Annotated in this window: 35 protein-coding genes; 32 read left to right on the top strand and 3 right to left on the bottom strand. The window is 35.3% G+C overall.

The window, feature by feature from the left end; translation table 11 throughout:
* The first annotated feature begins 63 nt into the window (after positions 1 to 63).
* From JV528_RS02570 to dfrG, 4 genes are all read left to right on the top strand, one after another.
* The gene (locus JV528_RS02570; RefSeq protein WP_014532676.1) at positions 64 to 159 is read left to right on the top strand and encodes a hypothetical protein; all 96 of its coding nucleotides are present in this window, start codon (positions 64 to 66) and stop codon (positions 157 to 159) included.
* A gap of 25 nt (positions 160 to 184) precedes the next feature.
* Positions 185 to 2,320, top strand: coding sequence for a DNA topoisomerase III (locus tag JV528_RS02565; protein ID WP_000838494.1), 2,136 nt, complete (start codon positions 185 to 187; stop codon positions 2,318 to 2,320).
* Between the two features lie 112 nt (positions 2,321 to 2,432).
* Complete coding sequence (stgP, locus tag JV528_RS02560) at positions 2,433 to 3,767, top strand: 6-thioguanine permease StgP (protein ID WP_000800700.1); 1,335 nt, start codon at positions 2,433 to 2,435, stop codon at positions 3,765 to 3,767.
* 299 nt (positions 3,768 to 4,066) lie between these two features.
* The gene (gene dfrG / locus JV528_RS02555) at positions 4,067 to 4,564 is read left to right on the top strand and encodes a trimethoprim-resistant dihydrofolate reductase DfrG (RefSeq protein WP_000868795.1); all 498 of its coding nucleotides are present in this window, start codon (positions 4,067 to 4,069) and stop codon (positions 4,562 to 4,564) included.
* Positions 4,565 to 4,635: 71 nt separating this feature from the next.
* Here the strand turns inward: dfrG and JV528_RS02550 are convergent, their stop codons facing one another.
* The 3 genes from JV528_RS02550 to JV528_RS02540 form a co-directional block, all read right to left on the bottom strand.
* Positions 4,636 to 6,588: a hypothetical protein gene (locus JV528_RS02550; RefSeq protein ID WP_000163792.1), complete on the bottom strand. Its 1,953-nt coding sequence runs from the start codon at positions 6,586 to 6,588 to the stop codon at positions 4,636 to 4,638.
* A gap of 6 nt (positions 6,589 to 6,594) precedes the next feature.
* On the bottom strand, positions 6,595 to 6,831 hold the full coding sequence (locus JV528_RS02545; RefSeq protein ID WP_001159903.1) for a hypothetical protein: 237 nt from the start codon (positions 6,829 to 6,831) through the stop codon (positions 6,595 to 6,597).
* A gap of 407 nt (positions 6,832 to 7,238) precedes the next feature.
* Entirely contained in the window at positions 7,239 to 7,628 is a 390-nt protein-coding gene (locus tag JV528_RS02540) for a hypothetical protein (protein ID WP_000788443.1), read from the bottom strand.
* Positions 7,629 to 7,984: 356 nt separating this feature from the next.
* Between JV528_RS02540 and rpsJ the strand changes: the two genes are divergently transcribed.
* The 28 genes from rpsJ to JV528_RS02400 all read left to right on the top strand — a co-directional run bounded on the left by rpsJ (position 7,985) and on the right by JV528_RS02400 (position 21,515).
* Complete coding sequence (gene rpsJ, locus JV528_RS02535) at positions 7,985 to 8,293, top strand: 30S ribosomal protein S10 (protein WP_001118667.1); 309 nt, start codon at positions 7,985 to 7,987, stop codon at positions 8,291 to 8,293.
* A gap of 27 nt (positions 8,294 to 8,320) precedes the next feature.
* Positions 8,321 to 8,983 carry a 50S ribosomal protein L3 gene (gene rplC / locus JV528_RS02530; RefSeq protein ID WP_000160212.1) on the top strand — a complete coding sequence of 221 codons (663 nt, stop codon included), beginning with the start codon at positions 8,321 to 8,323 and terminating at the stop codon, positions 8,981 to 8,983.
* 26 nt (positions 8,984 to 9,009) lie between these two features.
* The gene (rplD, locus tag JV528_RS02525; protein WP_000024827.1) at positions 9,010 to 9,633 is read left to right on the top strand and encodes a 50S ribosomal protein L4; all 624 of its coding nucleotides are present in this window, start codon (positions 9,010 to 9,012) and stop codon (positions 9,631 to 9,633) included.
* Positions 9,633 to 9,908, top strand: a complete 276-nt coding sequence (rplW, locus tag JV528_RS02520; protein ID WP_000388082.1) for a 50S ribosomal protein L23 — start codon at positions 9,633 to 9,635, stop codon at positions 9,906 to 9,908. Before rplD ends, rplW begins: the two co-directional genes overlap by 1 nt.
* 32 nt (positions 9,909 to 9,940) lie before the next feature.
* Positions 9,941 to 10,774, top strand: coding sequence for a 50S ribosomal protein L2 (gene rplB, locus JV528_RS02515; RefSeq protein WP_000985472.1), 834 nt, complete (start codon positions 9,941 to 9,943; stop codon positions 10,772 to 10,774).
* A gap of 66 nt (positions 10,775 to 10,840) precedes the next feature.
* On the top strand, positions 10,841 to 11,119 hold the full coding sequence (gene rpsS / locus JV528_RS02510; RefSeq protein ID WP_000124353.1) for a 30S ribosomal protein S19: 279 nt from the start codon (positions 10,841 to 10,843) through the stop codon (positions 11,117 to 11,119).
* Positions 11,120 to 11,147: 28 nt separating this feature from the next.
* Complete coding sequence (gene rplV, locus JV528_RS02505; protein ID WP_000387527.1) at positions 11,148 to 11,501, top strand: 50S ribosomal protein L22; 354 nt, start codon at positions 11,148 to 11,150, stop codon at positions 11,499 to 11,501.
* 23 nt (positions 11,502 to 11,524) lie between these two features.
* Complete coding sequence (gene rpsC, locus JV528_RS02500; RefSeq protein WP_000529877.1) at positions 11,525 to 12,178, top strand: 30S ribosomal protein S3; 654 nt, start codon at positions 11,525 to 11,527, stop codon at positions 12,176 to 12,178.
* Positions 12,179 to 12,180: 2 nt separating this feature from the next.
* Positions 12,181 to 12,615 (top strand): 50S ribosomal protein L16, encoded by a 435-nt coding sequence (gene rplP / locus JV528_RS02495; RefSeq protein ID WP_000926310.1) that lies wholly within the window; start codon positions 12,181 to 12,183, stop codon positions 12,613 to 12,615.
* Positions 12,605 to 12,814, top strand: coding sequence for a 50S ribosomal protein L29 (gene rpmC, locus JV528_RS02490; protein WP_000644737.1), 210 nt, complete (start codon positions 12,605 to 12,607; stop codon positions 12,812 to 12,814). The genes rplP and rpmC overlap by 11 nt, the downstream gene beginning before the upstream one ends.
* Positions 12,815 to 12,837: 23 nt before the next feature.
* Positions 12,838 to 13,101: a 30S ribosomal protein S17 gene (gene rpsQ / locus JV528_RS02485; protein WP_000004086.1), complete on the top strand. Its 264-nt coding sequence runs from the start codon at positions 12,838 to 12,840 to the stop codon at positions 13,099 to 13,101.
* Between the two features lie 31 nt (positions 13,102 to 13,132).
* Positions 13,133 to 13,501 (top strand): 50S ribosomal protein L14, encoded by a 369-nt coding sequence (gene rplN / locus JV528_RS02480; RefSeq protein ID WP_000615921.1) that lies wholly within the window; start codon positions 13,133 to 13,135, stop codon positions 13,499 to 13,501.
* Positions 13,502 to 13,536: 35 nt separating this feature from the next.
* Positions 13,537 to 13,854 carry a 50S ribosomal protein L24 gene (gene rplX / locus JV528_RS02475; protein WP_000547687.1) on the top strand — a complete coding sequence of 106 codons (318 nt, stop codon included), beginning with the start codon at positions 13,537 to 13,539 and terminating at the stop codon, positions 13,852 to 13,854.
* Between the two features lie 26 nt (positions 13,855 to 13,880).
* On the top strand, positions 13,881 to 14,420 hold the full coding sequence (rplE, locus tag JV528_RS02470) for a 50S ribosomal protein L5 (RefSeq protein ID WP_001080824.1): 540 nt from the start codon (positions 13,881 to 13,883) through the stop codon (positions 14,418 to 14,420).
* A 22-nt stretch (positions 14,421 to 14,442) separates the two neighbouring features.
* Positions 14,443 to 14,628 (top strand): type Z 30S ribosomal protein S14, encoded by a 186-nt coding sequence (locus tag JV528_RS02465; protein WP_001140799.1) that lies wholly within the window; start codon positions 14,443 to 14,445, stop codon positions 14,626 to 14,628.
* 31 nt (positions 14,629 to 14,659) lie between these two features.
* Positions 14,660 to 15,058 (top strand): 30S ribosomal protein S8, encoded by a 399-nt coding sequence (gene rpsH, locus JV528_RS02460; protein WP_000178881.1) that lies wholly within the window; start codon positions 14,660 to 14,662, stop codon positions 15,056 to 15,058.
* A 24-nt stretch (positions 15,059 to 15,082) separates the two neighbouring features.
* Positions 15,083 to 15,619, top strand: coding sequence for a 50S ribosomal protein L6 (gene rplF, locus JV528_RS02455; protein WP_000091975.1), 537 nt, complete (start codon positions 15,083 to 15,085; stop codon positions 15,617 to 15,619).
* Positions 15,620 to 15,649: 30 nt separating this feature from the next.
* A complete protein-coding gene (rplR, locus tag JV528_RS02450) occupies positions 15,650 to 16,009 on the top strand; it encodes a 50S ribosomal protein L18 (protein WP_000623881.1) in 360 nt (119 codons plus the stop codon).
* Positions 16,010 to 16,029: 20 nt separating this feature from the next.
* Positions 16,030 to 16,530 (top strand): 30S ribosomal protein S5, encoded by a 501-nt coding sequence (gene rpsE / locus JV528_RS02445; RefSeq protein WP_000113851.1) that lies wholly within the window; start codon positions 16,030 to 16,032, stop codon positions 16,528 to 16,530.
* A gap of 16 nt (positions 16,531 to 16,546) precedes the next feature.
* Positions 16,547 to 16,726: a 50S ribosomal protein L30 gene (gene rpmD, locus JV528_RS02440; RefSeq protein ID WP_001096577.1), complete on the top strand. Its 180-nt coding sequence runs from the start codon at positions 16,547 to 16,549 to the stop codon at positions 16,724 to 16,726.
* 16 nt (positions 16,727 to 16,742) lie between these two features.
* Positions 16,743 to 17,183: a 50S ribosomal protein L15 gene (gene rplO, locus JV528_RS02435; protein WP_000766074.1), complete on the top strand. Its 441-nt coding sequence runs from the start codon at positions 16,743 to 16,745 to the stop codon at positions 17,181 to 17,183.
* On the top strand, positions 17,183 to 18,475 hold the full coding sequence (secY, locus tag JV528_RS02430) for a preprotein translocase subunit SecY (protein WP_000616784.1): 1,293 nt from the start codon (positions 17,183 to 17,185) through the stop codon (positions 18,473 to 18,475). The genes rplO and secY overlap by 1 nt, the downstream gene beginning before the upstream one ends.
* Positions 18,476 to 18,491: 16 nt before the next feature.
* On the top strand, positions 18,492 to 19,139 hold the full coding sequence (locus JV528_RS02425) for an adenylate kinase (RefSeq protein WP_001021468.1): 648 nt from the start codon (positions 18,492 to 18,494) through the stop codon (positions 19,137 to 19,139).
* 192 nt (positions 19,140 to 19,331) lie between these two features.
* The gene (infA, locus tag JV528_RS02420; RefSeq protein ID WP_001118443.1) at positions 19,332 to 19,550 is read left to right on the top strand and encodes a translation initiation factor IF-1; all 219 of its coding nucleotides are present in this window, start codon (positions 19,332 to 19,334) and stop codon (positions 19,548 to 19,550) included.
* Between the two features lie 31 nt (positions 19,551 to 19,581).
* Positions 19,582 to 19,695: a 50S ribosomal protein L36 gene (gene rpmJ / locus JV528_RS02415; RefSeq protein WP_000868342.1), complete on the top strand. Its 114-nt coding sequence runs from the start codon at positions 19,582 to 19,584 to the stop codon at positions 19,693 to 19,695.
* A gap of 22 nt (positions 19,696 to 19,717) precedes the next feature.
* The gene (gene rpsM, locus JV528_RS02410; RefSeq protein ID WP_000090796.1) at positions 19,718 to 20,083 is read left to right on the top strand and encodes a 30S ribosomal protein S13; all 366 of its coding nucleotides are present in this window, start codon (positions 19,718 to 19,720) and stop codon (positions 20,081 to 20,083) included.
* 23 nt (positions 20,084 to 20,106) lie between these two features.
* Entirely contained in the window at positions 20,107 to 20,496 is a 390-nt protein-coding gene (gene rpsK / locus JV528_RS02405) for a 30S ribosomal protein S11 (protein WP_000101625.1), read from the top strand.
* Between the two features lie 74 nt (positions 20,497 to 20,570).
* Positions 20,571 to 21,515: a DNA-directed RNA polymerase subunit alpha gene (locus JV528_RS02400; RefSeq protein WP_000569649.1), complete on the top strand. Its 945-nt coding sequence runs from the start codon at positions 20,571 to 20,573 to the stop codon at positions 21,513 to 21,515.
* Positions 21,516 to 21,529: the final 14 nt, after the last annotated feature.

The raw sequence follows: 21,529 nt of genomic DNA, 5'->3' as shown, positions 1-21,529 counted from the left end.
CATTACCTCCGTACTTTTTGTTACTTTTATTATATAGTATTTCAACTGAAATGAAAGTTAATAGTGATATTAACATGTTACAATACATTTAACACATCATTTGCAAGCATTGAATTTAAATCAAAGATTAGTGGAATAGATGAAGCGCGTTCGAAATAAAAGAACGTATGAGAAAGGATAATTTATGAAATCTTTAATATTAGCTGAAAAACCATCAGTCGCAAGAGATATTGCTGATGCTTTACAAATAAATCAAAAGCGTAATGGTTACTTTGAAAATAACCAATATATTGTCACGTGGGCGTTAGGTCATCTAGTGACAAATGCGACACCTGAACAATACGATAAAAATTTAAAGGAATGGCGATTAGAAGACCTTCCAATTATACCTAAATATATGAAAACGGTTGTTATTGGTAAAACAAGCAAACAATTTAAAACAGTAAAAGCGTTAATTTTAGATAATAAAGTGAAAGATATTATTATTGCAACAGATGCTGGACGAGAAGGTGAACTAGTTGCAAGATTGATTTTGGATAAAGTTGGTAACAAAAAGCCACTCCGTCGATTATGGATTAGCTCAGTTACTAAAAAAGCTATTCAACAAGGTTTTAAAAATTTAAAAGACGGTCGTCAATATAACGATTTGTATTATGCAGCGTTAGCGAGAAGTGAGGCGGATTGGATTGTTGGGATTAATGCAACGCGTGCACTAACAACAAAGTATGATGCACAGCTATCCCTGGGACGTGTTCAGACACCAACGATTCAATTAGTAAATACACGACAACAAGAGATTAATCAGTTCAAACCACAACAATACTATACATTATCGTTAACGGTAAAAGGGTTTGATTTTCAGCTAGAATCAAATCAGCGATATACCAATAAAGAAACTTTAGAACAGATAGTTAATAATTTGAAAAATGTCGATGGTAAGATTAAATCTGTTGCTACTAAACATAAGAAGTCGTATCCGCAATCACTGTACAATTTAACAGATTTACAACAAGATATGTATAGACGTTATAAAATTGGACCTAAAGAAACATTGAATACACTTCAAAGTTTATATGAGAGACATAAAGTCGTAACCTATCCAAGAACAGATTCAAACTATTTAACAACTGATATGGTAGATACTATGAAAGAACGTATTCAGGCGACGATGGCAACAACATATAAAGACCAAGCACGCCCATTAATCTCTAAAACATTTTCATCAAAAATGTCGATATTTAATAATCAAAAAGTATCTGATCACCATGCAATTATTCCTACAGAAGTGAGACCTGTCATGTCAGACTTAAGTAATAGAGAATTAAAGTTATACGATATGATTGTCGAGCGTTTTTTAGAAGCTTTAATGCCTCCGCACGAGTATGACGCGATAACTGTAACTTTAGAGGTTGCAGGGCACACATTTGTTTTGAAAGAGAATGTAACAACTGTATTAGGCTTTAAATCTATTAGACAAGGTGAGTCTATTACAGAGATGCAACAGCCTTTTTCAGAAGGCGATAAAGTGAAGATTTCAAAAACAAACATTAGAGAACATGAAACAACACCTCCAGAATATTTTAATGAAGGTTCGTTATTAAAAGCGATGGAGAACCCTCAGAACTTTATTCAATTGAAGGATAAAAAATATGCGCAAACTTTAAAACAAACAGGTGGTATAGGCACAGTTGCAACAAGGGCCGACATTATCGATAAATTATTTAATATGAATGCCATTGAATCAAGAGACGGTAAAATTAAAGTAACGTCAAAAGGTAAACAAATATTAGAATTAGCACCAGAAGAATTAACGTCGCCACTTTTAACTGCACAATGGGAAGAAAAATTACTTTTAATTGAACGTGGTAAATATCAGGCGAAAACATTCATTAATGAAATGAAAGATTTTACGAAAGATGTTGTAAATGGGATTAAAAATAGTGATCGTAAATATAAACACGATAATTTAACAACCACTGAATGCCCAACGTGTGGTAAATTCATGATTAAAGTTAAGACTAAAAATGGTCAGATGCTTGTGTGCCAAGATCCATCTTGTAAGACGAAAAAGAATGTACAGCGCAAAACAAATGCAAGATGTCCAAACTGTAAAAAGAAATTAACGTTGTTTGGTAAAGGGAAAGAAGCGGTATATCGTTGTGTTTGTGGACATTCTGAAACGCAAGCACATATGGATCAGCGTATGAAGTCTAAATCCTCTGGTAAAGTATCTCGTAAAGAAATGAAAAAGTATATGAATAAAAATGAAGGTTTAGACAATAATCCGTTTAAAGATGCATTAAAGAACTTGAATTTATAGATAAAATCGAACAAAGTTGAATCAGAAAATTGAAAAGTTCGCTTTTGGTATTGTTTTTTATTAAGAATGATATTAAACTATTAAGGTATTTTAAAAAAAGGAGCATCCATTCGTGAAAAACTATTTCCAGTTCGATAAATATGGAACAAACTTTAAAAGAGAAATCTTAGGCGGTATCACAACTTTCTTATCTATGGCCTATATTTTAGCAGTTAACCCGCAAGTTTTAAGTTTAGCAGGTGTTAAAGGCGTATCAGAAGATATGAAAATGGACCAAGGTGCCATTTTTGTAGCGACTGCATTAGCAGCATTTGTAGGCTCGCTATTCATGGGGCTAATAGCTAAATATCCAATTGCGTTAGCACCAGGTATGGGATTAAATGCATTCTTTGCATTTACTGTTGTGTTAACCATGGGTATTCCTTGGCAAGTTGGTTTAACAGGTGTTTTATTCTCAGGTATATTCTTTGCGATATTAACCGTCACAGGGTTTAGGGAAGTTATTATTAATGCAATTCCTTATCAAATGAAGATGGCTGTTTCAGCAGGTATAGGATTATTTATTACATTTGTAGGTTTACAAAGTTCGGGTATTATAGTTAAAAATGAATCTACATTAGTAACATTGGGACATTTAACTGATCCACCAGTACTTTTAGCGATATTCGGTATCGTTATTACAGTTATTTTATATGCAATTAAATTGCCGGGTTCTATCTTTATCGGTATGATCATCACAGCAATCGTTGGTATGTTCACTGGATTGATTCAAATGCCATCTGGTATTGTAGGTAAGATTCCAAGTATTGAACCAACGTTCGGTGCTGCATTTGAAGCGTTTAAAGACCCAAGTCAATTATTAACGATACAGTTCTTAATTGTTATTTTAACGTTCTTATTTATTGATTTCTTTGATACAGCTGGTACATTAGTAGCCGTTGCTACTCAAGCAGGTATTATGAAAGATAATAAATTACCAAGAGCTGGTAGAGCATTGTTCTCAGATTCTTTAGCTACGATTGTAGGGTCAGTTTTTGGAACAACTACAACAACTTCTTATATCGAATCAACTTCAGGTGTTGCTGTAGGTGCTAGAACAGGATTTGCTAGTATCGTAACAGGTTGTTGTTTCCTATTAGCGCTATTCTTTAGTCCGTTAATCGCTGTTGTAACAAGTGCAGTTACAACACCAGCTTTAGTGGTGGTAGGTGTATTAATGGCTGCAAACTTTGCTGAGATAAACTGGAAAAGTTTTGAAGTTGCAGTGCCAGCATTTATTACAATCATTATGATGCCTTTATCATATTCAATTGCAACTGGTATTGCGTGTGGATTTATTTTCTATCCAATTACAATGCTTATCTCTAAAAAACATAAAGAAGTACATCCGATAATGTATGTATTAATGGTACTATTCATTCTGTACTTCATATTTGTTCATGGTTAAATCCAGACACAAAAAAACGACTGCCAATGATTGTAAGTAGTTCAGTTTTGGAGTACAAAATGTACTTCAAAATGGACTACTTTTTTCATTTTAACTTACATACCAAATTACATACAAAATGATTTATAAAATGCAATTGAAAATGATAATTGAATGAAAATTTGTGATTTTGTGGTATTATGATAATATAACTTATAGAAAAAATTGCTTATTCAACTAACGGGCAGGATAATGAGAAAAGGTTTTTTGATAGAAATAAGAAATTAGATGGTAAATTAGTTAAAAAGGCTGTGTTATAAATGAAAGTTTCTTTGATTGCTGCGATGGATAAGAATAGAGTGATTGGCAAAGAGAATGACATTCCTTGGAGGATTCCCAAGGACTGGGAATATGTTAAAAATACTACAAAGGGACATCCGATAATATTAGGTAGGAAGAACCTTGAATCAATCGGAAGAGCCTTACCTGACAGAAGAAATATTATTCTGACGAGAGATAAGGGGTTTACCTTTAATGGTTGTGAAATTGTTCATTCAATAGAAGATGTTTTTGAGTTATGTAAAAACGAAGAAGAAATTTTTATTTTCGGAGGAGAACAGATTTATAATTTGTTTTTCCCTTATGTTGAGAAAATGTACATCACAAAAATACATCATGAATTCGAAGGAGATACTTTTTTTCCAGAAGTGAATTATGAGGAATGGAATGAGGTATTTGCCCAAAAAGGGATAAAGAATGATAAAAATCCGTATAACTACTATTTTCATGTATATGAAAGAAAAAACTTATTGAGTTAACGGGTGCGTTAATTGAAGAAGAACAGTAAAGATAAAGCACAAGAGCTTGGGATTACTCCAAGCTCTTTTTGTCATTTGAAATAAATTATATCTTTCCAATCAAATTGTTTATCTGTAATCCCTAATCTTTGAGCAGGTGTCAAAACCTTTTTATCCGCTGATTTAAAAGGGCGACAAAAGTTGTAGTAAGTTCTTAGAATTGTAATCGCAAATTGAGCATACTTCGGATTGAAGTTAGCGTAAATATAGCTCTTCTTATCACCACGAGCTGTTGTTAATGGTCTTTCAAGAGATGATATATAACGTCTTATCTGTTGAATAAAGCTATTGGTCGAATGGTCATTAACATTTAATAGCATCTTTGCGATTTCGTTTGGTTCCAGAGCAGATAAATCCGTTCTACAATCAACTGAATAAAATCCTTTATCCTTAGTGGCTAATGGATGTTTGATAGGGTTATCGGCATATTTGCGATATCTTTCTCCATCTTTACTAATAGCCTCTTCGTGGAATTGATGACTTGTTAGTAATTCAGTTAGATAATGAGATGCCAAAGTCCGTAGAAACTTTGTTTTGAATCCTCTGATATCTCCCCAATCGAGCAGTTCTGCTTTTGCTTGTCCGAATTCTTTTAAGCATTGTTTTCTGCTTTTCGTCTTGTTAACTTGGCAAATAAAATGATGTGCATCGCTCAACCTTAATTCTTTCGTGAATACTCTATAAAAGGCGTTTCTAATAGAGAAGTCATCATCACTAATCATTCGCCATTCGTCGGCATTAACCATTTGTTTAATTAACCAATAGTGAGCAGTTGTAGTATAAGGAGCATCAACATTTAAACCATCGACAAATCTACTCCTATTAGTAATTTTCCCTAATTCGTGAAGATAAGCATTCCTATTTTCGCTATCGTTAGCGGATGGTTCTTGTGGATAATAAGACCAATCTAACCTATCATTTTTACGACTAAAAGTATTGAGATGGTCTTCTTTGAATTTTCTTGTATCTTCATTTAATTCATCCATTGAAATATTCCAATCATAGGCAACATCAGAACGGAACACATATCTTGATAAGACCTCAGCAGATACAACTATATACGTTTGCATATTAAGGTCTTCAAACCCCGTATATTTCTTTGAACCTTGTCCTTTCTTACGGACGTTATTTAGGTAGTAGTGCATCTTGTCCGTATTAAGCCACATCTCGTTAAATTTCTTTGTTTGAAGGGGTTGTGTCTCATATCGTTCTAAAAACTCCAAACAACGCCTATACAGCCACTCCAGCTTATGATAGTAGGTTCCAACTCCAATTCCTAAAATATCACAAGTACGACTGACTGAAACCCTTCCAACAACCATCTTAGCGAACATTGGAAGAATGGTGTTCTTTTGTTGGTGATAAGTAGTGGTTTCTTCTCTTTTTGGTAGAACATTAGTGAACTTCTTACACGCCTTACATTGATAGCGTTGAGATTTGCCCCTACTTTTCCCCCTTTTGTAAAATTGCTTCGGCTCATTGAATGGGGTTGATTCTTCTTCCGAGCAGCCTTCTTTATGAAATTGATAATCTGGCTCAACATCTTGGATGCTATTGATTTCTATAAGGCGTTTAATTTCTTCAACAACAGACCAATTAGATAAAGGGGTTACTGTACAGTTTTGCGATACACCTCTGCCAATAGGATTGTCATTGCAGTACATACCTTTATGACCTTTATCTTTGGAACTACCAGTCATTTTATATCGACTTGGTTTCCCTTTTACATCTTTGAATTTGTGCTGTTCTTTCCCAAAATTACAACAAAACGGATTGATGCAGTAATTATATTGAATGGGATATTCAGAACCGTTCCATTTAAAAGACGTTGGCAAGAACAACATTTTGTTATACCTTGTTGCAAATCGTTTTGGAGTTAATAAATCATATTGTTTAGCCCTATCTTTTAATTCTTCGTTTGAAATCGGAATTTTAACATCTACAATTTCATCTTCCTTCGTGGCTAATCTTTTAAGCTTGGTCATTGTCTATCAACCCACTCTATCTTTGATACCCATTTTTTCAACAATCCGCTTATTACTTCGCTTGTTGGCAATCCATTCAATAAACTTCTTATCGTCTAAAATGTTCAATAAGAATTCATCCACTGCTTCGCTTTCAGTACGCTCTGCATATTCAGCGTATTGCTTAACTATCACCCTTACTTGCTCTGATATTTCCCAATCCACAGACTTAGCGTTCTTATTTTTTGGCTCAAGAAATTGCATAGGAAAATGCACCCCTTTTTGCTTAGTAAATTGTAACCATTTTAACACACCAATTTGCATTCCTACAATAATTATTTCACGTTCGCATTTTTATATACATTTTAACTTACATTTTGTGGTGTAAATTAACAACAAACGTTGATTTAACAATAAAAAACGAGTATCAAATTCAGTTGCAATTTGATACTCATTTAGGTTTACATTTTCACTTTTTGTACTCCAAAACTGAACTACTTACAATGATTGGTAGTCGTTTTTTTCTTTGAAGTAAGGATAAAATAAGAAGCGAAATAACATAAAGCAATATTATGAATGTCTTTAAATATCCGATATAAATATACTTCTTTTAAAATTGTTGAACGTGTTTCTTCTATATAATATACACCTAATTAAAAAGGTTTTAAGAATTATTCTCTATGTCCATCTTTGTATTGTGTGTAAATGACACGAGCATTTTTATTAGGTATATAGGTTGGCGCTGATAATACAACTAGGACAAATAGAATCATTAGGAAAAATAAAATCCAATGAATCAAAATTCCTAAGAAGGGGATAATAGCTAAAAAACTACCTACTATACCAAATATTGGAATAATCGCTATAGGTCTAATCGCATTTTGTCTATTCACTAATAATATAATAGTAAGAATTAGATAAAGTAATGCATTAAAGAGTAAAGGCTGCCATCCAAAACTTAAAATAAACGTTGCACCTAAAAAAGGAATGCCATAGAAAAACTCACAAAGTATTAAAAAGATACCTATAAGAGCTAAAGATAATTTTGGTCCATTTTTCATATTCATTCACCACCGTTCTTATGACTAATTATATAGAATAATTTTCAATGATAATAATAAAATGATTCAAGGTACGAATTTACAATAAAGAAGGAAATAAAAAATATCTCGAAAATAGTTGAACTGACTAAGTATATAAAGTAAAATATAAAAGTATGTGTTAGACAGATAGAAAAATTATGTGAAAAGCCTTGATTTATCGATGTTTTTCGTGTAATATAACTAACGTTGGACTTTAAGAAAAGCGATGAAGCGAAAGGTTACTGACACACCCGGCCGCTTTGCCATGGCGCTGTGTAAGATAGTTTTCGTGGAGAAGTCTATCACTAAATGTAGACGAATAAGGAGGGAAAATTATGGCAAAACAAAAAATCAGAATCAGATTAAAAGCTTATGATCACCGCGTGATTGATCAATCAGCAGAGAAGATTGTAGAAACAGCGAAACGTTCTGGTGCAGATGTTTCTGGACCAATTCCGTTACCAACTGAGAAATCAGTATACACAATCATCCGTGCCGTGCATAAGTATAAAGATTCACGTGAACAATTCGAACAACGTACACATAAACGTTTAATCGATATTGTAAACCCAACACCAAAAACAGTTGACGCTTTAATGGGCTTAAACTTACCATCTGGTGTAGACATCGAAATCAAATTATAATAGACAATTTTAGGAGGTGGACTTTCGATGACCAAAGGAATCTTAGGAAGAAAAATTGGGATGACACAAGTATTCGGAGAAAACGGTGAATTAATCCCTGTAACAGTAGTAGAAGCTAAAGAAAATGTTGTATTACAAAAGAAAACTGTAGAAGTTGATGGATACAACGCAATCCAAGTTGGATTTGAAGACAAAAAAGCATACAAAAAAGATGCAAAATCTAATAAATATGCTAATAAACCAGCTGAAGGTCACGCTAAAAAAGCTGACGCAGCACCTAAGCGCTTCATTCGTGAATTCCGCAATGTAGACGTGGATGCTTACGAAGTAGGTCAAGAAGTCTCAGTAGATACTTTTGTAGCTGGCGACGTTATTGACGTAACAGGCGTATCAAAAGGTAAAGGTTTCCAAGGTGCAATTAAACGCCACGGACAATCTCGTGGACCTATGTCACACGGTTCTCATTTCCACAGAGCACCAGGTTCTGTAGGTATGGCTTCAGATGCTTCTAGAGTATTTAAAGGCCAAAAAATGCCAGGACGTATGGGTGGAAACACTGTAACTGTTCAAAACTTAGAAGTAGTTCAAGTTGACACAGAAAACAAAGTTATCTTAGTAAAAGGTAACGTACCTGGACCTAAAAAAGGTTTAGTAGAAATCAGAACTTCAATTAAAAAAGGTAATAAATAATAAGAAGTGAAAGGAGGAAATGCATAATGGCTAATTATGATGTTTTAAAATTAGACGGAACTAAATCAGGTTCAATCGAATTAAGCGATGCAGTATTCGGTATTGAGCCAAATAATAGCGTTTTATTCGAAGCTATTAATTTACAACGTGCTTCATTACGTCAAGGTACGCATGCTGTTAAGAATCGTTCAGCAGTAAGCGGTGGCGGACGTAAACCATGGAAGCAAAAAGGAACAGGTCGTGCTCGTCAAGGTACAATCCGTGCTCCACAATGGCGTGGCGGTGGTATCGTATTCGGACCAACTCCAAGAAGTTATGCATACAAAATGCCTAAGAAAATGCGTCGTTTAGCTTTACGCTCAGCATTATCTTTCAAAGCTCAAGAGAATGGCTTAACTGTAGTTGACGCATTCAACTTCGAAGCTCCAAAAACTAAAGAATTCAAAAATGTATTATCTACATTAGAACAACCTAAAAAAGTATTAGTAGTTACTGAAAACGAAGATGTAAATGTTGAATTATCAGCACGCAACATCCCTGGCGTTCAAGTGACAACTGCTCAAGGTTTAAATGTTTTAGATATCACTAATGCTGACAGCTTAGTAATTACTGAAGCTGCTGCTAAAAAAGTTGAGGAGGTGCTCGGATAATGGAAGCAAGAGATATTCTTAAGCGCCCCGTAATCACTGAGAAATCTTCTGAAGCAATGGCTGAAGACAAATACACTTTCGACGTTGATACTCGTGTTAATAAAACACAAGTGAAAATGGCAGTTGAAGAAATCTTCAACGTAAAAGTTGCAAGTGTTAATATCATGAATTACAAACCTAAGAAAAAACGTATGGGCCGTTACCAAGGCTATACAAACAAAAGAAGAAAAGCGATTGTAACTCTTAAAGAAGGATCAATCGACTTATTTAACTAATAAACCAATTACCATTAAGGAGGTAAGCGACAATGGCTATTAAAAAGTATAAGCCAATAACAAATGGTCGTCGTAATATGACTTCGTTAGATTTCGCAGAAATCACGAAAACTACACCTGAAAAGTCATTATTAAAACCGCTACCGAAAAAAGCGGGACGTAACAACCAAGGTAAATTGACTGTAAGACACCATGGTGGTGGACACAAACGTCAATACCGTGTTATCGATTTCAAACGTAACAAAGATGGTATCAATGCAAAAGTTGATTCTATTCAATATGATCCAAACCGTTCAGCAAACATCGCTTTAGTTGTATATGCAGACGGTGAAAAACGATATATCATTGCTCCTAAAGGATTAGAAGTAGGTCAAATCGTTGAAAGTGGTGCTGAAGCTGACATCAAAGTTGGTAACGCATTACCATTACAAAACATTCCAGTTGGTACAGTAGTACACAACATCGAGCTTAAACCTGGTAAAGGTGGACAAATCGCTCGTTCAGCTGGTGCAAGTGCTCAAGTACTTGGTAAAGAAGGTAAATACGTATTAATCAGATTAAGATCTGGTGAAGTTCGTATGATCTTATCTACTTGCCGTGCTACAATCGGTCAAGTTGGTAACCTACAACACGAATTAGTTAACGTTGGTAAAGCCGGACGTTCAAGATGGAAAGGTATCCGTCCAACAGTTCGTGGTTCTGTAATGAACCCTAACGATCACCCACACGGTGGTGGTGAAGGTCGTGCTCCTATCGGTAGACCATCTCCAATGTCACCATGGGGTAAACCTACGCTTGGTAAGAAAACTCGTCGTGGTAAAAAATCATCAGACAAACTTATCGTTCGTGGACGTAAGAAAAAATAATATAATCAACTTATTTGGGTGTGCGGCTTAAAGCTGCACGCACATAATAAGAAGGGAGGCGCCCAAATGGCTCGTAGTATTAAAAAAGGACCTTTCGTCGATGAGCATTTAATGAAAAAAGTTGAAGCTCAAGAAGGAAGCGAAAAGAAACAAGTAATCAAAACATGGTCACGTCGTTCTACAATTTTCCCTAATTTCATCGGACATACTTTTGCAGTATACGACGGACGTAAACACGTACCTGTATATGTAACTGAAGATATGGTAGGTCATAAATTAGGTGAGTTTGCTCCTACTCGTACATTCAAAGGACACGTTGCAGACGACAAGAAAACAAGAAGATAATATCTATTAAGTAGAGGAGGACATCCTAATGGAAGCAAAAGCGGTTGCTAGAACAATAAGAATCGCACCTCGTAAAGTAAGACTAGTTCTTGACTTAATCAGAGGTAAAAATGCTGCTGAAGCTATTGCAATTTTAAAATTAACAAACAAAGCTTCATCACCAGTAATTGAAAAAGTATTAATGTCCGCTTTAGCTAATGCTGAACATAACTATGACATGAACACAGATGAATTAGTAGTTAAAGAAGCATATGCTAACGAAGGACCAACATTAAAACGTTTCCGTCCACGTGCGCAAGGTCGTGCAAGTGCGATTAACAAACGTACAAGCCACATTACAATCGTCGTAAGTGACGGTAAAGAAGAAGCTAAAGAAGCTTAATTAACTTTTAAGGAGGGAATACTGTGGGTCAAAAAATTAATCCAATCGGACTTCGTGTTGGTATTATCCGTGATTGGGAAGCTAAATGGTATGCTGAAAAAGACTTCGCTTCACTTTTACACGAAGATTTAAAAATCCGTAAATTTATTGATAATGAATTAAAAGAAGCATCAGTTTCTCACGTAGAGATTGAACGTGCTGCAAACCGTATCAACATTGCAATTCATACTGGTAAGCCTGGTATGGTAATTGGTAAAGGCGGTTCAGAAATCGAAAAATTACGCAACAAATTAAATGCGTTAACTGATAAAAAAGTACACATCAACGTAATTGAAATCAAAAAAGTTGATCTTGACGCTCGTTTAGTAGCTGAAAACATCGCACGTCAATTAGAAAACCGTGCTTCATTCCGTCGTGTACAAAAACAAGCAATCACTAGAGCTATGAAACTTGGTGCTAAAGGTATCAAAACTCAAGTATCTGGTCGTTTAGGCGGAGCTGACATCGCTCGTGCTGAACAATATTCAGAAGGAACTGTTCCACTTCATACGTTACGTGCTGACATCGATTATGCACACGCTGAAGCTGACACTACTTACGGTAAATTAGGCGTTAAAGTATGGATCTATCGTGGAGAAGTTCTTCCTACTAAGAACACTAGTGGAGGAGGAAAATAATAATGTTACTACCAAAACGTGTAAAATATCGTCGTCAACATCGTCCTAAAACAACTGGTCGTTCTAAAGGCGGTAACTACGTAACATTTGGTGAGTTTGGTTTACAAGCTACAACAACGTCTTGGATCACATCTCGTCAAATCGAATCTGCTCGTATAGCAATGACACGTTACATGAAACGTGGCGGGAAAGTTTGGATTAAAATCTTCCCACATACACCATATACTAAAAAACCTTTAGAAGTACGTATGGGTGCTGGTAAAGGTGCGGTTGAAGGCTGGATCGCAGTTGTTAAACCAGGTAGAATTTTATTCGAAGTTGCTGGCGTTTCTGAAGAAGTTGCGCGTGAAGCACTACGTTTAGCAAGTCACAAACTTCCAGTAAAAACTAAGTTTGTAAAACGTGAGGAATTGGGTGGTGAAACAAATGAAAGCTAAGGAAATTAGAGACTTAACCACTTCAGAAATCGAAGAACAAATCAAATCTTCAAAAGAAGAGCTTTTTAACCTACGCTTTCAGTTAGCTACAGGTCAATTAGAAGAAACTGCACGTATTCGTACAGTAAGAAAAACGATTGCACGTCTAAAAACTGTTGCTCGTGAAAGAGAAATTGAACAAAGTAAGGCTAATCAATAATTAAGTAAGAGGAGGTTACAAAAGTGAGCGAAAGAAACGATCGTAAAGTTTATGTAGGTAAAGTTGTTTCAGACAAAATGGACAAGACTATTACAGTACTTGTTGAAACTTACAAAACACACAAATTATACGGTAAACGAGTAAAATACTCTAAAAAATACAAAACTCATGATGAAAACAATTCAGCTAAATTAGGAGACATTGTTAAAATTCAAGAAACTCGTCCTTTATCAGCAACAAAACGTTTTCGTTTAGTAGAGATTGTTGAAGAGTCAGTAATTATTTAATACAAGTTTAGAGATAAGGGAGGTTTAACTAATGATCCAACAAGAAACACGCTTGAAAGTAGCAGACAACTCTGGTGCTCGTGAAGTTCTTACAATCAAAGTATTAGGTGGATCTGGTCGTAAAACAGCTAACATCGGCGATGTTATCGTATGTACTGTTAAAAATGCAACACCAGGTGGCGTTGTTAAAAAAGGTGACGTTGTCAAAGCTGTAATCGTACGTACTAAGTCAGGTGTTCGTCGTAATGACGGTTCATATATCAAATTTGATGAAAATGCATGTGTTATCATCCGTGATGACAAAGGCCCACGTGGTACTCGTATCTTCGGACCTGTTGCTCGTGAATTACGTGAAGGTAACTTCATGAAAATCGTATCATTAGCACCAGAAGTACTTTAATTAATAACAACCAATACAAATAAGGAGGTGCCCACATGCATATCAAAAAAGGTGACAACGTTAAAGTTATCGCAGGTAAAGACAAAGGTAAAGAAGGTAAAGTAATCGCTACTCTACCTAAAAAAGACCGTGTCGTTGTGGAAGGTGTTAACATTATGAAAAAACACCAAAAACCAACTCAATTAAATCCTGAAGGTGGAATCTTAGAAACAGAGGCAGCAATCCATGTTTCTAATGTACAATTATTGGACCCTAAAACAAACGAACCAACTCGTGTAGGTTACAAATTTGTTGATGGTAAAAAAGTTCGTATCGCTAAAAAATCTGGCGAAGAAATTAAATCTAATAATTAATAACAAGTTGAAAGGAGGATCCCACTTTGAACCGTTTAAAAGAAAAGTTTAACACTGAAGTTACTGAAAACTTAATGAAAAAATTCAATTATAGTTCAGTAATGGAAGTACCAAAAATAGATAAAATCGTTGTGAACATGGGTGTAGGTGACGCAGTACAAAATTCTAAAGTATTAGACAATGCTGTTGAAGAATTAGAATTGATCACTGGTCAAAAACCATTAGTAACTAAAGCTAAAAAATCAATCGCGACTTTCCGTTTACGTGAAGGTATGCCAATCGGTGCGAAAGTAACACTTCGCGGTGAAAGAATGTATGAATTCTTAGACAAATTAATTTCAGTATCATTACCACGTGTACGTGACTTCCAAGGTGTTTCTAAAAAAGCATTTGACGGACGCGGTAACTACACTTTAGGTGTTAAAGAACAATTAATTTTCCCAGAAATCGACTATGATAAAGTAAGTAAAGTTAGAGGAATGGATATTGTTATCGTAACGACTGCTAACACTGATGAAGAAGCTCGTGAATTGTTAGCTAACTTCGGTATGCCATTCCGTAAATAATTATTTAAAGGAGGCTAATTAAGTGGCTAAAACTTCAATGGTTGCTAAGCAACAAAAAAAACAAAAATATGCAGTTCGTGAATACACTCGTTGTGAACGTTGTGGCCGTCCACATTCTGTATATCGTAAATTTAAATTATGCCGTATTTGTTTCCGTGAATTAGCTTACAAAGGCCAAATCCCTGGCGTTCGTAAAGCTAGCTGGTAATAAAAAAGAGTCTGAAAGGAGGCAACAATCAATGACAATGACAGATCCAATCGCAGATATGCTTACTCGTGTAAGAAACGCAAACATGGTGCGTCACGAGAAGTTAGAATTACCTGCATCAAATATTAAAAAAGAAATTGCTGAAATCTTAAAGAGTGAAGGTTTCATTAAAAATGTTGAATACGTAGAAGATGATAAACAAGGTGTACTTCGTTTATTCTTAAAATATGGTCAAAACGATGAGCGTGTTATCACAGGATTAAAACGTATTTCAAAACCAGGTTTACGTGTTTATGCAAAAGCTAGCGAAATGCCTAAAGTATTAAATGGTTTAGGTATTGCATTAGTATCAACTTCTGAAGGTGTAATCACTGACAAAGAAGCAAGAAAACGTAATGTTGGCGGAGAAATTATCGCATACGTTTGGTAATAAAAAATAAGGAGGTGCCATAACATGAGTCGTGTTGGTAAGAAAATTATTGACATCCCTAGTGACGTAACAGTAACTTTTGATGGAAATCATGTAACTGTTAAAGGTCCTAAAGGTGAATTATCAAGAACTTTAAATGAAAGAATGACATTCAAACAAGAAGAAAACACAATTGAAGTTGTAAGACCATCTGATTCTAAAGAAGATAGAACAAACCATGGTACAACTCGTGCTTTATTAAACAATATGGTACAAGGTGTTTCTCAAGGATACGTAAAAGTACTTGAACTTGTTGGTGTAGGTTACCGTGCTCAAATGCAAGGTAAAGACTTAATCCTTAACGTTGGTTATTCTCACCCAGTAGAAATTAAAGCTGAAGAAAACATTACTTTCTCAGTTGAGAAAAACACAGTCGTTAAAGTTGAAGGTATTTCAAAAGAACAAGTTGGAGCATTAGCATCTAACATCCGTTCAGTAAGACCTCCAGAGCCTTACAAAGGTAAAGGTATTCGTTACCAAGGTGAATACGTTCGCCGTAAAGAAGGTAAAACTGGTAAATAATAGATAAACTCTAAAGAAAGGAGTATTGAAATGATCAGTAAAATTGATAAAAATAAAGTGCGTTTAAAAAGACATGCTCGTGTTCGTACTAACTTATCAGGTACAGCTGAAAAGCCACGTTTAAACGTATATCGTTCAAACAAGCATATCTACGCTCAAATTATTGATGATAATAAAGGCGTAACATTAGCTCAAGCTTCTTCAAAAGACAGCGACATTGCTACTACAGCAACTAAAGTTGAATTAGCAACTAAAGTCGGTGAAGCAATTGCTAAAAAAGCTGCTGACAAAGGCATTAAAGAAATCGTATTTGACCGTGGAGGATATTTATATCACGGACGTGTTAAAGCATTAGCTGAAGCAGCAAGAGAAAGCGGATTAGAATTTTAATTTAAAGGAGGGACAAATACATGGCTCGTAGAGAAGAAGAGACGAAAGAATTTGAAGAACGCGTTGTTACAATCAACCGTGTAGCAAAAGTTGTAAAAGGTGGTCGTCGTTTCCGTTTCACTGCATTAGTTGTAGTTGGAGACAAAAATGGTCGTGTAGGTTTCGGTACTGGTAAAGCTCAAGAGGTACCAGAAGCAATCAAAAAAGCTGTTGAAGCAGCTAAAAAAGATTTAGTAGTTGTTCCACGTGTTGAAGGTACAACTCCACACACAATTACTGGCCGTTACGGTTCAGGAAGCGTATTTATGAAACCGGCTGCACCTGGTACAGGAGTTATCGCTGGTGGTCCTGTTCGTGCCGTACTTGAATTAGCAGGTATCACTGATATCTTAAGTAAATCATTAGGATCAAACACACCAATCAACATGGTTCGTGCTACAATCGATGGTTTACAAAACCTTAAAAATGCTGAAGATGTTGCGAAATTACGTGGCAAAACAGTAGAAGAATTATACAATTAAGGAGGGAAAACTAGTTATGGCTAAATTACAAATTACCCTCACTCGTAGTGTTATTGGTCGTCCTGAAACACAACGTAAAACTGTTGAAGCTTTAGGTCTTAAAAAGACTAACAGTTCAGTAGTTGTTGAAGATAACCCTGCTATTCGTGGGCAAATCAACAAAGTTAAGCACTTAGTAACAGTAGAAGAAAAATAATCAAGGAGGTGCCGAAATGAAATTACATGAGTTAAAACCGGCAGAAGGTTCACGTAAAGAACGCAATCGTGTTGGACGTGGTGTTGCGACAGGTAACGGTAAAACAAGTGGTCGCGGACACAAAGGTCAAAAAGCTCGTTCAGGCGGTGGTGTAAGACCAGGATTCGAAGGTGGTCAATTACCATTATTCCGTCGTTTACCAAAACGTGGTTTTACTAACATAAATCGTAAAGAATATGCTATTGTTAACTTAGACCAACTTAATAAATTTGAAGATGGTACTGAAGTAACTCCAGCTTTATTAGTAGAATCTGGTGTTGTTAAGAATGAAAAATCTGGTATCAAAATACTAGGTAATGGTTCACTTGATAAGAAATTGACAGTGAAAGCTCATAAATTCTCAGCTTCAGCAGCAGAAGCTATTGATGCTAAAGGTGGAGCACACGAGGTGATCTAATGATTCAAACCCTTGTGAACTTCTTTAGAACAAAAGAGGTTCGTAACAAGATTTTCTTCACACTAGCAATGTTAGTAATTTTTAAAATAGGGACTTATATACCAGCTCCAGGAGTTAATCCTGCAGCTTTTGATAATCCCCAAGGTTCTCAAGGTGCCACTGAGTTATTAAATACTTTTGGTGGCGGAGCCTTGAAACGATTTTCTATTTTTGCAATGGGTATTGTACCCTACATCACTGCATCAATCGTAATGCAATTATTACAAATGGATATTGTCCCTAAATTCTCAGAATGGGCAAAACAAGGTGAAGTAGGTAGAAGAAAGTTAAATAACGTTACTCGTTATTTAGCAATTTCTTTAGCATTTATCCAATCTATAGGTATGGCATTCCAATTTAATAATTATCTCAAAGGTGCGCTGATTATCAATCAGTCAATTATGAGTTATTTATTAATAGCACTAGTTTTGACAGCAGGAACTGCTTTCTTAATATGGCTTGGTGATCAAATCACTCAGTTCGGTGTTGGTAATGGTATTTCTATTATCATATTTGCGGGTATTTTATCAACGTTGCCAGCCAGTCTAATTCAATTTGGACAAACTGCGTTCGTTGGGCAAGAAGATACATCATTAGCATGGTTGAAAGTATTAGGACTTTTAGTGTCACTGATACTATTAACTGTAGGTGCTATTTATGTACTTGAAGCCGTTCGTAAAATTCCGATTCAATATGCTAAGAAACAAACTGCTCAAAGATTAGGTTCACAGGCAACTTATCTACCTTTAAAAGTGAACTCAGCCGGTGTTATTCCTGTAATCTTTGCAATGGCGTTCTTCTTACTGCCTAGAACATTAACGTTGTTCTATCCAGATAAAGAATGGGCACAAAACATTGCGAATGCTGCAAATCCTTCAAGTAATGTTGGTATGGTTGTATATATTGTACTAATTATACTATTCACATACTTCTATGCATTTGTACAAGTTAATCCGGAAAAAATGGCTGATAACCTTAAGAAACAAGGTAGCTATGTTCCAGGTATTAGACCTGGTGAACAAACCAAAAAATATATTACTAAAGTTTTATATCGTTTAACTTTTGTAGGTTCTATCTTCTTAGCCGTTATTTCAATTCTACCGATATTAGCAACTAAGTTTATGGGATTACCACAATCAATTCAGATTGGTGGTACAAGTTTACTTATCGTTATTGGTGTAGCGATTGAAACAATGAAATCTTTAGAAGCTCAAGTATCTCAAAAAGAATATAAAGGCTTTGGTGGTAGATAATTTTAGGAGGGCACTTATGAATATCATTTTGATGGGTTTACCTGGCGCAGGTAAAGGAACTCAAGCAAGTGAAATTGTCAAGAAATTCCCAATACCCCACATTTCAACTGGTGACATGTTCAGAAAAGCTATAAAAGAAGAAACTGAATTAGGTAAAGAAGCTAAGTCTTATATGGACCGTGGCGAATTAGTTCCTGATGAAGTGACTGTAGGTATCGTTAAGGAAAGAATTTCTGAAGACGATGCAAAAAAAGGCTTTTTATTAGATGGCTTCCCAAGAACAATCGAGCAAGCTGAGGCATTAAATAATATTATGTCTGAGCTTGACAGAAACATTGATGCTGTCATCAATATCGAAGTTCCGGAAGAAGAATTAATGAACCGTCTTACAGGTCGTCGAATCTGTGAGTCATGTGGTACAACGTATCATCTTGTATTTAATCCTCCGAAGGTCGAAGGTATTTGTGATATCGATGGTGGTAAATTGTATCAACGAGAAGATGATAATCCTGAAACGGTAGCTAATCGTTTGAGTGTTAATATTAAACAATCTAAACCTATTTTAGATTTCTATGATCAAAAAGGTGTATTGAAAAATATTGATGGTTCAAAAGATATTAGCGACGTTACCAAAGATGTCATTGATATTTTAGATCATTTGTAATAGATCAACTTTTAGCGGTCTATTTTAAGTGAGGCATGATTTAATCATATTAGATAGATGAGAGTGGCAATTAACGATAATTAATTCCCGTAATTTTTGTTTAACTTATAAAATTAATCACTGATAGATTCGTAACAATAAAGTTGTCTATTGACGATTACCTTACTATTGCAAAAAGGGGGAAGTTAATCAATGGCTAAACAAGATGTAATTGAATTAGAAGGTACTGTATTAGATACTTTACCGAACGCAATGTTTAAAGTAGAATTAGAAAATGGTCATGAGATTTTAGCTCACGTAAGTGGTAAAATCAGAATGAATTACATTCGTATTCTACCTGGCGACAAAGTAACTGTTGAGATGTCTCCGTACGATTTAACACGCGGAAGAATTACTTATCGTTATAAATAATCGTCACTCCATAATATAGGGAGGTATAAAAATGAAAGTAAGACCATCAGTAAAACCTATTTGCGAAAAATGTAAAGTCATTAAACGTAAAGGTAAAGTAATGGTAATTTGTGAAAATCCAAAACACAAACAAAGACAAGGTTAATAAAAGAGAGGTGTAAATTAATATGGCACGTATTGCAGGAGTAGATATTCCACGTGAAAAACGCGTAGTTATCTCATTAACTTATATATACGGTATCGGTACGTCAACTGCTCAAAAAATTCTTGAAGAAGCTAACGTATCAGCTGATACTCGTGTGAAAGATTTAACTGATGACGAATTAGGTCGCATCCGTGAAGTTGTAGACGGTTATAAAGTCGAAGGTGACTTACGTCGTGAAACTAACTTAAATATCAAACGTTTAATGGAAATTTCATCATACCGTGGTATCCGTCACCGTCGTGGTTTACCAGTTCGTGGTCAAAAAACAAAAAACAACGCGCGTACTCGTAAAGGACCAGTTAAAACGGTAGCTAACAAGAAAAAATAATAGGTAAAGGAGGCAAATTTTAAATGGCACGTAAACAAGTATCTCGTAAACGTAGAGTGAAAAAGAATATTGAAAATGGTGTAGCACACATCCGTTCAACATTCAACAACACTATTGTAACTATCACTGATGAGTTCGGTAATGCTTTATCATGGTCATCAGCTGGTGCATTAGGATTCAAAGGATCTAAAAAATCAACACCATTTGCAGCACAAATGGCTTCTGAAACTGCATCTAAATCAGCTATGGAGCATGGTTTAAAAACAGTTGAAGTAACAGTTAAAGGACCTGGTCCAGGTCGTGAATCAGCTATTCGTGCATTACAATCTGCAGGTTTAGAAGTAACTGCGATCAGAGACGTTACTCCAGTACCTCATAACGGTTGTCGTCCACCAAAACGTCGTCGTGTATAATTTATGATGGTATTGTTACAGGTCACTGAGCAAACATTTTAAATTAAGTCGACGTATATAAGGAGGATATTTAAATGATAGAAATCGAAAAACCTAGAATTGAGACAATTGAAATTAGTGAAGATGCTAAATTCGGTAAGTTCGTTGTTGAACCACTAGAACGTGGCTACGGTACTACACTAGGAAACTCCTTACGTCGTATCCTACTATCTTCATTACCAGGTGCAGCCGTTAAGTATATTGAAATTGAGGGAGTTTTACATGAATTCTCAGCAGTAGACAATGTAGTTGAAGATGTTTCTACAATTATTATGAACATTAAACAATTAGCATTGAAAATTTACTCTGAAGAAGATAAAACTTTAGAAATTGATGTACGTGATGAAGGCGAAGTAACAGCAAGCGACATTACACATGACAGTGATGTTGAAATTTTAAACCCAGAGCTTAAAATTGCAACAGTATCTAAAGGTGGTCACTTAAAAATTCGTCTAGTTGCTAACAAGGGTAGAGGTTACGCATTAGCAGAACAAAATAATACTAGTGATTTACCAATTGGTGTAATCCCTGTTGATTCATTGTATTCACCTGTTGAACGTGTGAACTATACTGTTGAAAATACACGTGTAGGTCAAAGCAGTGATTTTGATAAATTAACATTGGATGTTTGGACTAATGGTTCAATCACACCACAAGAATCAGTTTCATTAGCAGCAAAAATAATGACTGAACACTTGAATATCTTCGTTGGTCTTACTGATGAAGCGCAAAACGCTGAAATCATGATTGAAAAAGAAGAAGATCAAAAAGAAAAAGTATTAGAAATGTCTATTGAAGAATTAGACTTATCTGTACGTTCATATAACTGCTTAAAACGCGCAGGAATCAATTCTGTTCAAGAGTTAGCTGACAAATCTGAAGCTGACATGATGAAAGTGCGTAATTTAGGTCGTAAATCTTTAGAAGAAGTTAAATACAAATTAGAAGATTTAGGATTAGGATTAAGAAAAGAAGATTGATAAAGGAGGTTAAC

The organism is Staphylococcus sp. GDB20D11A, from assembly GCF_016893255.1.
Taxonomy (GTDB): domain Bacteria; phylum Bacillota; class Bacilli; order Staphylococcales; family Staphylococcaceae; genus Staphylococcus; species Staphylococcus aureus.
The sequence above is the reverse complement of the archived record's forward strand: the minus strand, read 5'-3'. Positions and strand labels throughout refer to the sequence as shown.

Bases quoted from the DNA above. Each gene is read 5' to 3' on its own strand.
- secY (WP_000616784.1), top strand. From the start codon at position 17,183: ATGATTCAAACCCTTGTGAACTTCTTTAGAACAAAAGAGGTTCGTAAC.
- rplB (WP_000985472.1), top strand. From the start codon at position 9,941: ATGGCTATTAAAAAGTATAAGCCAATAACAAATGGTCGTCGTAATATG.
- rplC (WP_000160212.1), top strand. From the start codon at position 8,321: ATGACCAAAGGAATCTTAGGAAGAAAAATTGGGATGACACAAGTATTC.
- rpsK (WP_000101625.1), top strand. From the start codon at position 20,107: ATGGCACGTAAACAAGTATCTCGTAAACGTAGAGTGAAAAAGAATATT.
- rplN (WP_000615921.1), top strand. From the start codon at position 13,133: ATGATCCAACAAGAAACACGCTTGAAAGTAGCAGACAACTCTGGTGCT.
- rplD (WP_000024827.1), top strand. From the start codon at position 9,010: ATGGCTAATTATGATGTTTTAAAATTAGACGGAACTAAATCAGGTTCA.
- infA (WP_001118443.1), top strand. From the start codon at position 19,332: ATGGCTAAACAAGATGTAATTGAATTAGAAGGTACTGTATTAGATACT.
- JV528_RS02425 (WP_001021468.1), top strand. From the start codon at position 18,492: ATGAATATCATTTTGATGGGTTTACCTGGCGCAGGTAAAGGAACTCAA.
- rplO (WP_000766074.1), top strand. From the start codon at position 16,743: ATGAAATTACATGAGTTAAAACCGGCAGAAGGTTCACGTAAAGAACGC.
- rpsH (WP_000178881.1), top strand. From the start codon at position 14,660: ATGACAATGACAGATCCAATCGCAGATATGCTTACTCGTGTAAGAAAC.
- rpsE (WP_000113851.1), top strand. From the start codon at position 16,030: ATGGCTCGTAGAGAAGAAGAGACGAAAGAATTTGAAGAACGCGTTGTT.
- rplF (WP_000091975.1), top strand. From the start codon at position 15,083: ATGAGTCGTGTTGGTAAGAAAATTATTGACATCCCTAGTGACGTAACA.
- rpmC (WP_000644737.1), top strand. From the start codon at position 12,605: ATGAAAGCTAAGGAAATTAGAGACTTAACCACTTCAGAAATCGAAGAA.
- JV528_RS02400 (WP_000569649.1), top strand. From the start codon at position 20,571: ATGATAGAAATCGAAAAACCTAGAATTGAGACAATTGAAATTAGTGAA.
- JV528_RS02545 (WP_001159903.1), bottom strand. From the start codon at position 6,831: ATGCAATTTCTTGAGCCAAAAAATAAGAACGCTAAGTCTGTGGATTGG.
- rplP (WP_000926310.1), top strand. From the start codon at position 12,181: ATGTTACTACCAAAACGTGTAAAATATCGTCGTCAACATCGTCCTAAA.
- rpsM (WP_000090796.1), top strand. From the start codon at position 19,718: ATGGCACGTATTGCAGGAGTAGATATTCCACGTGAAAAACGCGTAGTT.
- rplX (WP_000547687.1), top strand. From the start codon at position 13,537: ATGCATATCAAAAAAGGTGACAACGTTAAAGTTATCGCAGGTAAAGAC.
- JV528_RS02540 (WP_000788443.1), bottom strand. From the start codon at position 7,628: ATGAAAAATGGACCAAAATTATCTTTAGCTCTTATAGGTATCTTTTTA.
- rpmJ (WP_000868342.1), top strand. From the start codon at position 19,582: ATGAAAGTAAGACCATCAGTAAAACCTATTTGCGAAAAATGTAAAGTC.
- rpsJ (WP_001118667.1), top strand. From the start codon at position 7,985: ATGGCAAAACAAAAAATCAGAATCAGATTAAAAGCTTATGATCACCGC.
- rplR (WP_000623881.1), top strand. From the start codon at position 15,650: ATGATCAGTAAAATTGATAAAAATAAAGTGCGTTTAAAAAGACATGCT.
- rpsS (WP_000124353.1), top strand. From the start codon at position 10,841: ATGGCTCGTAGTATTAAAAAAGGACCTTTCGTCGATGAGCATTTAATG.
- rplV (WP_000387527.1), top strand. From the start codon at position 11,148: ATGGAAGCAAAAGCGGTTGCTAGAACAATAAGAATCGCACCTCGTAAA.
- JV528_RS02565 (WP_000838494.1), top strand. From the start codon at position 185: ATGAAATCTTTAATATTAGCTGAAAAACCATCAGTCGCAAGAGATATT.
- JV528_RS02550 (WP_000163792.1), bottom strand. From the start codon at position 6,588: ATGACCAAGCTTAAAAGATTAGCCACGAAGGAAGATGAAATTGTAGAT.
- dfrG (WP_000868795.1), top strand. From the start codon at position 4,067: ATGAAAGTTTCTTTGATTGCTGCGATGGATAAGAATAGAGTGATTGGC.
- rpmD (WP_001096577.1), top strand. From the start codon at position 16,547: ATGGCTAAATTACAAATTACCCTCACTCGTAGTGTTATTGGTCGTCCT.
- rplW (WP_000388082.1), top strand. From the start codon at position 9,633: ATGGAAGCAAGAGATATTCTTAAGCGCCCCGTAATCACTGAGAAATCT.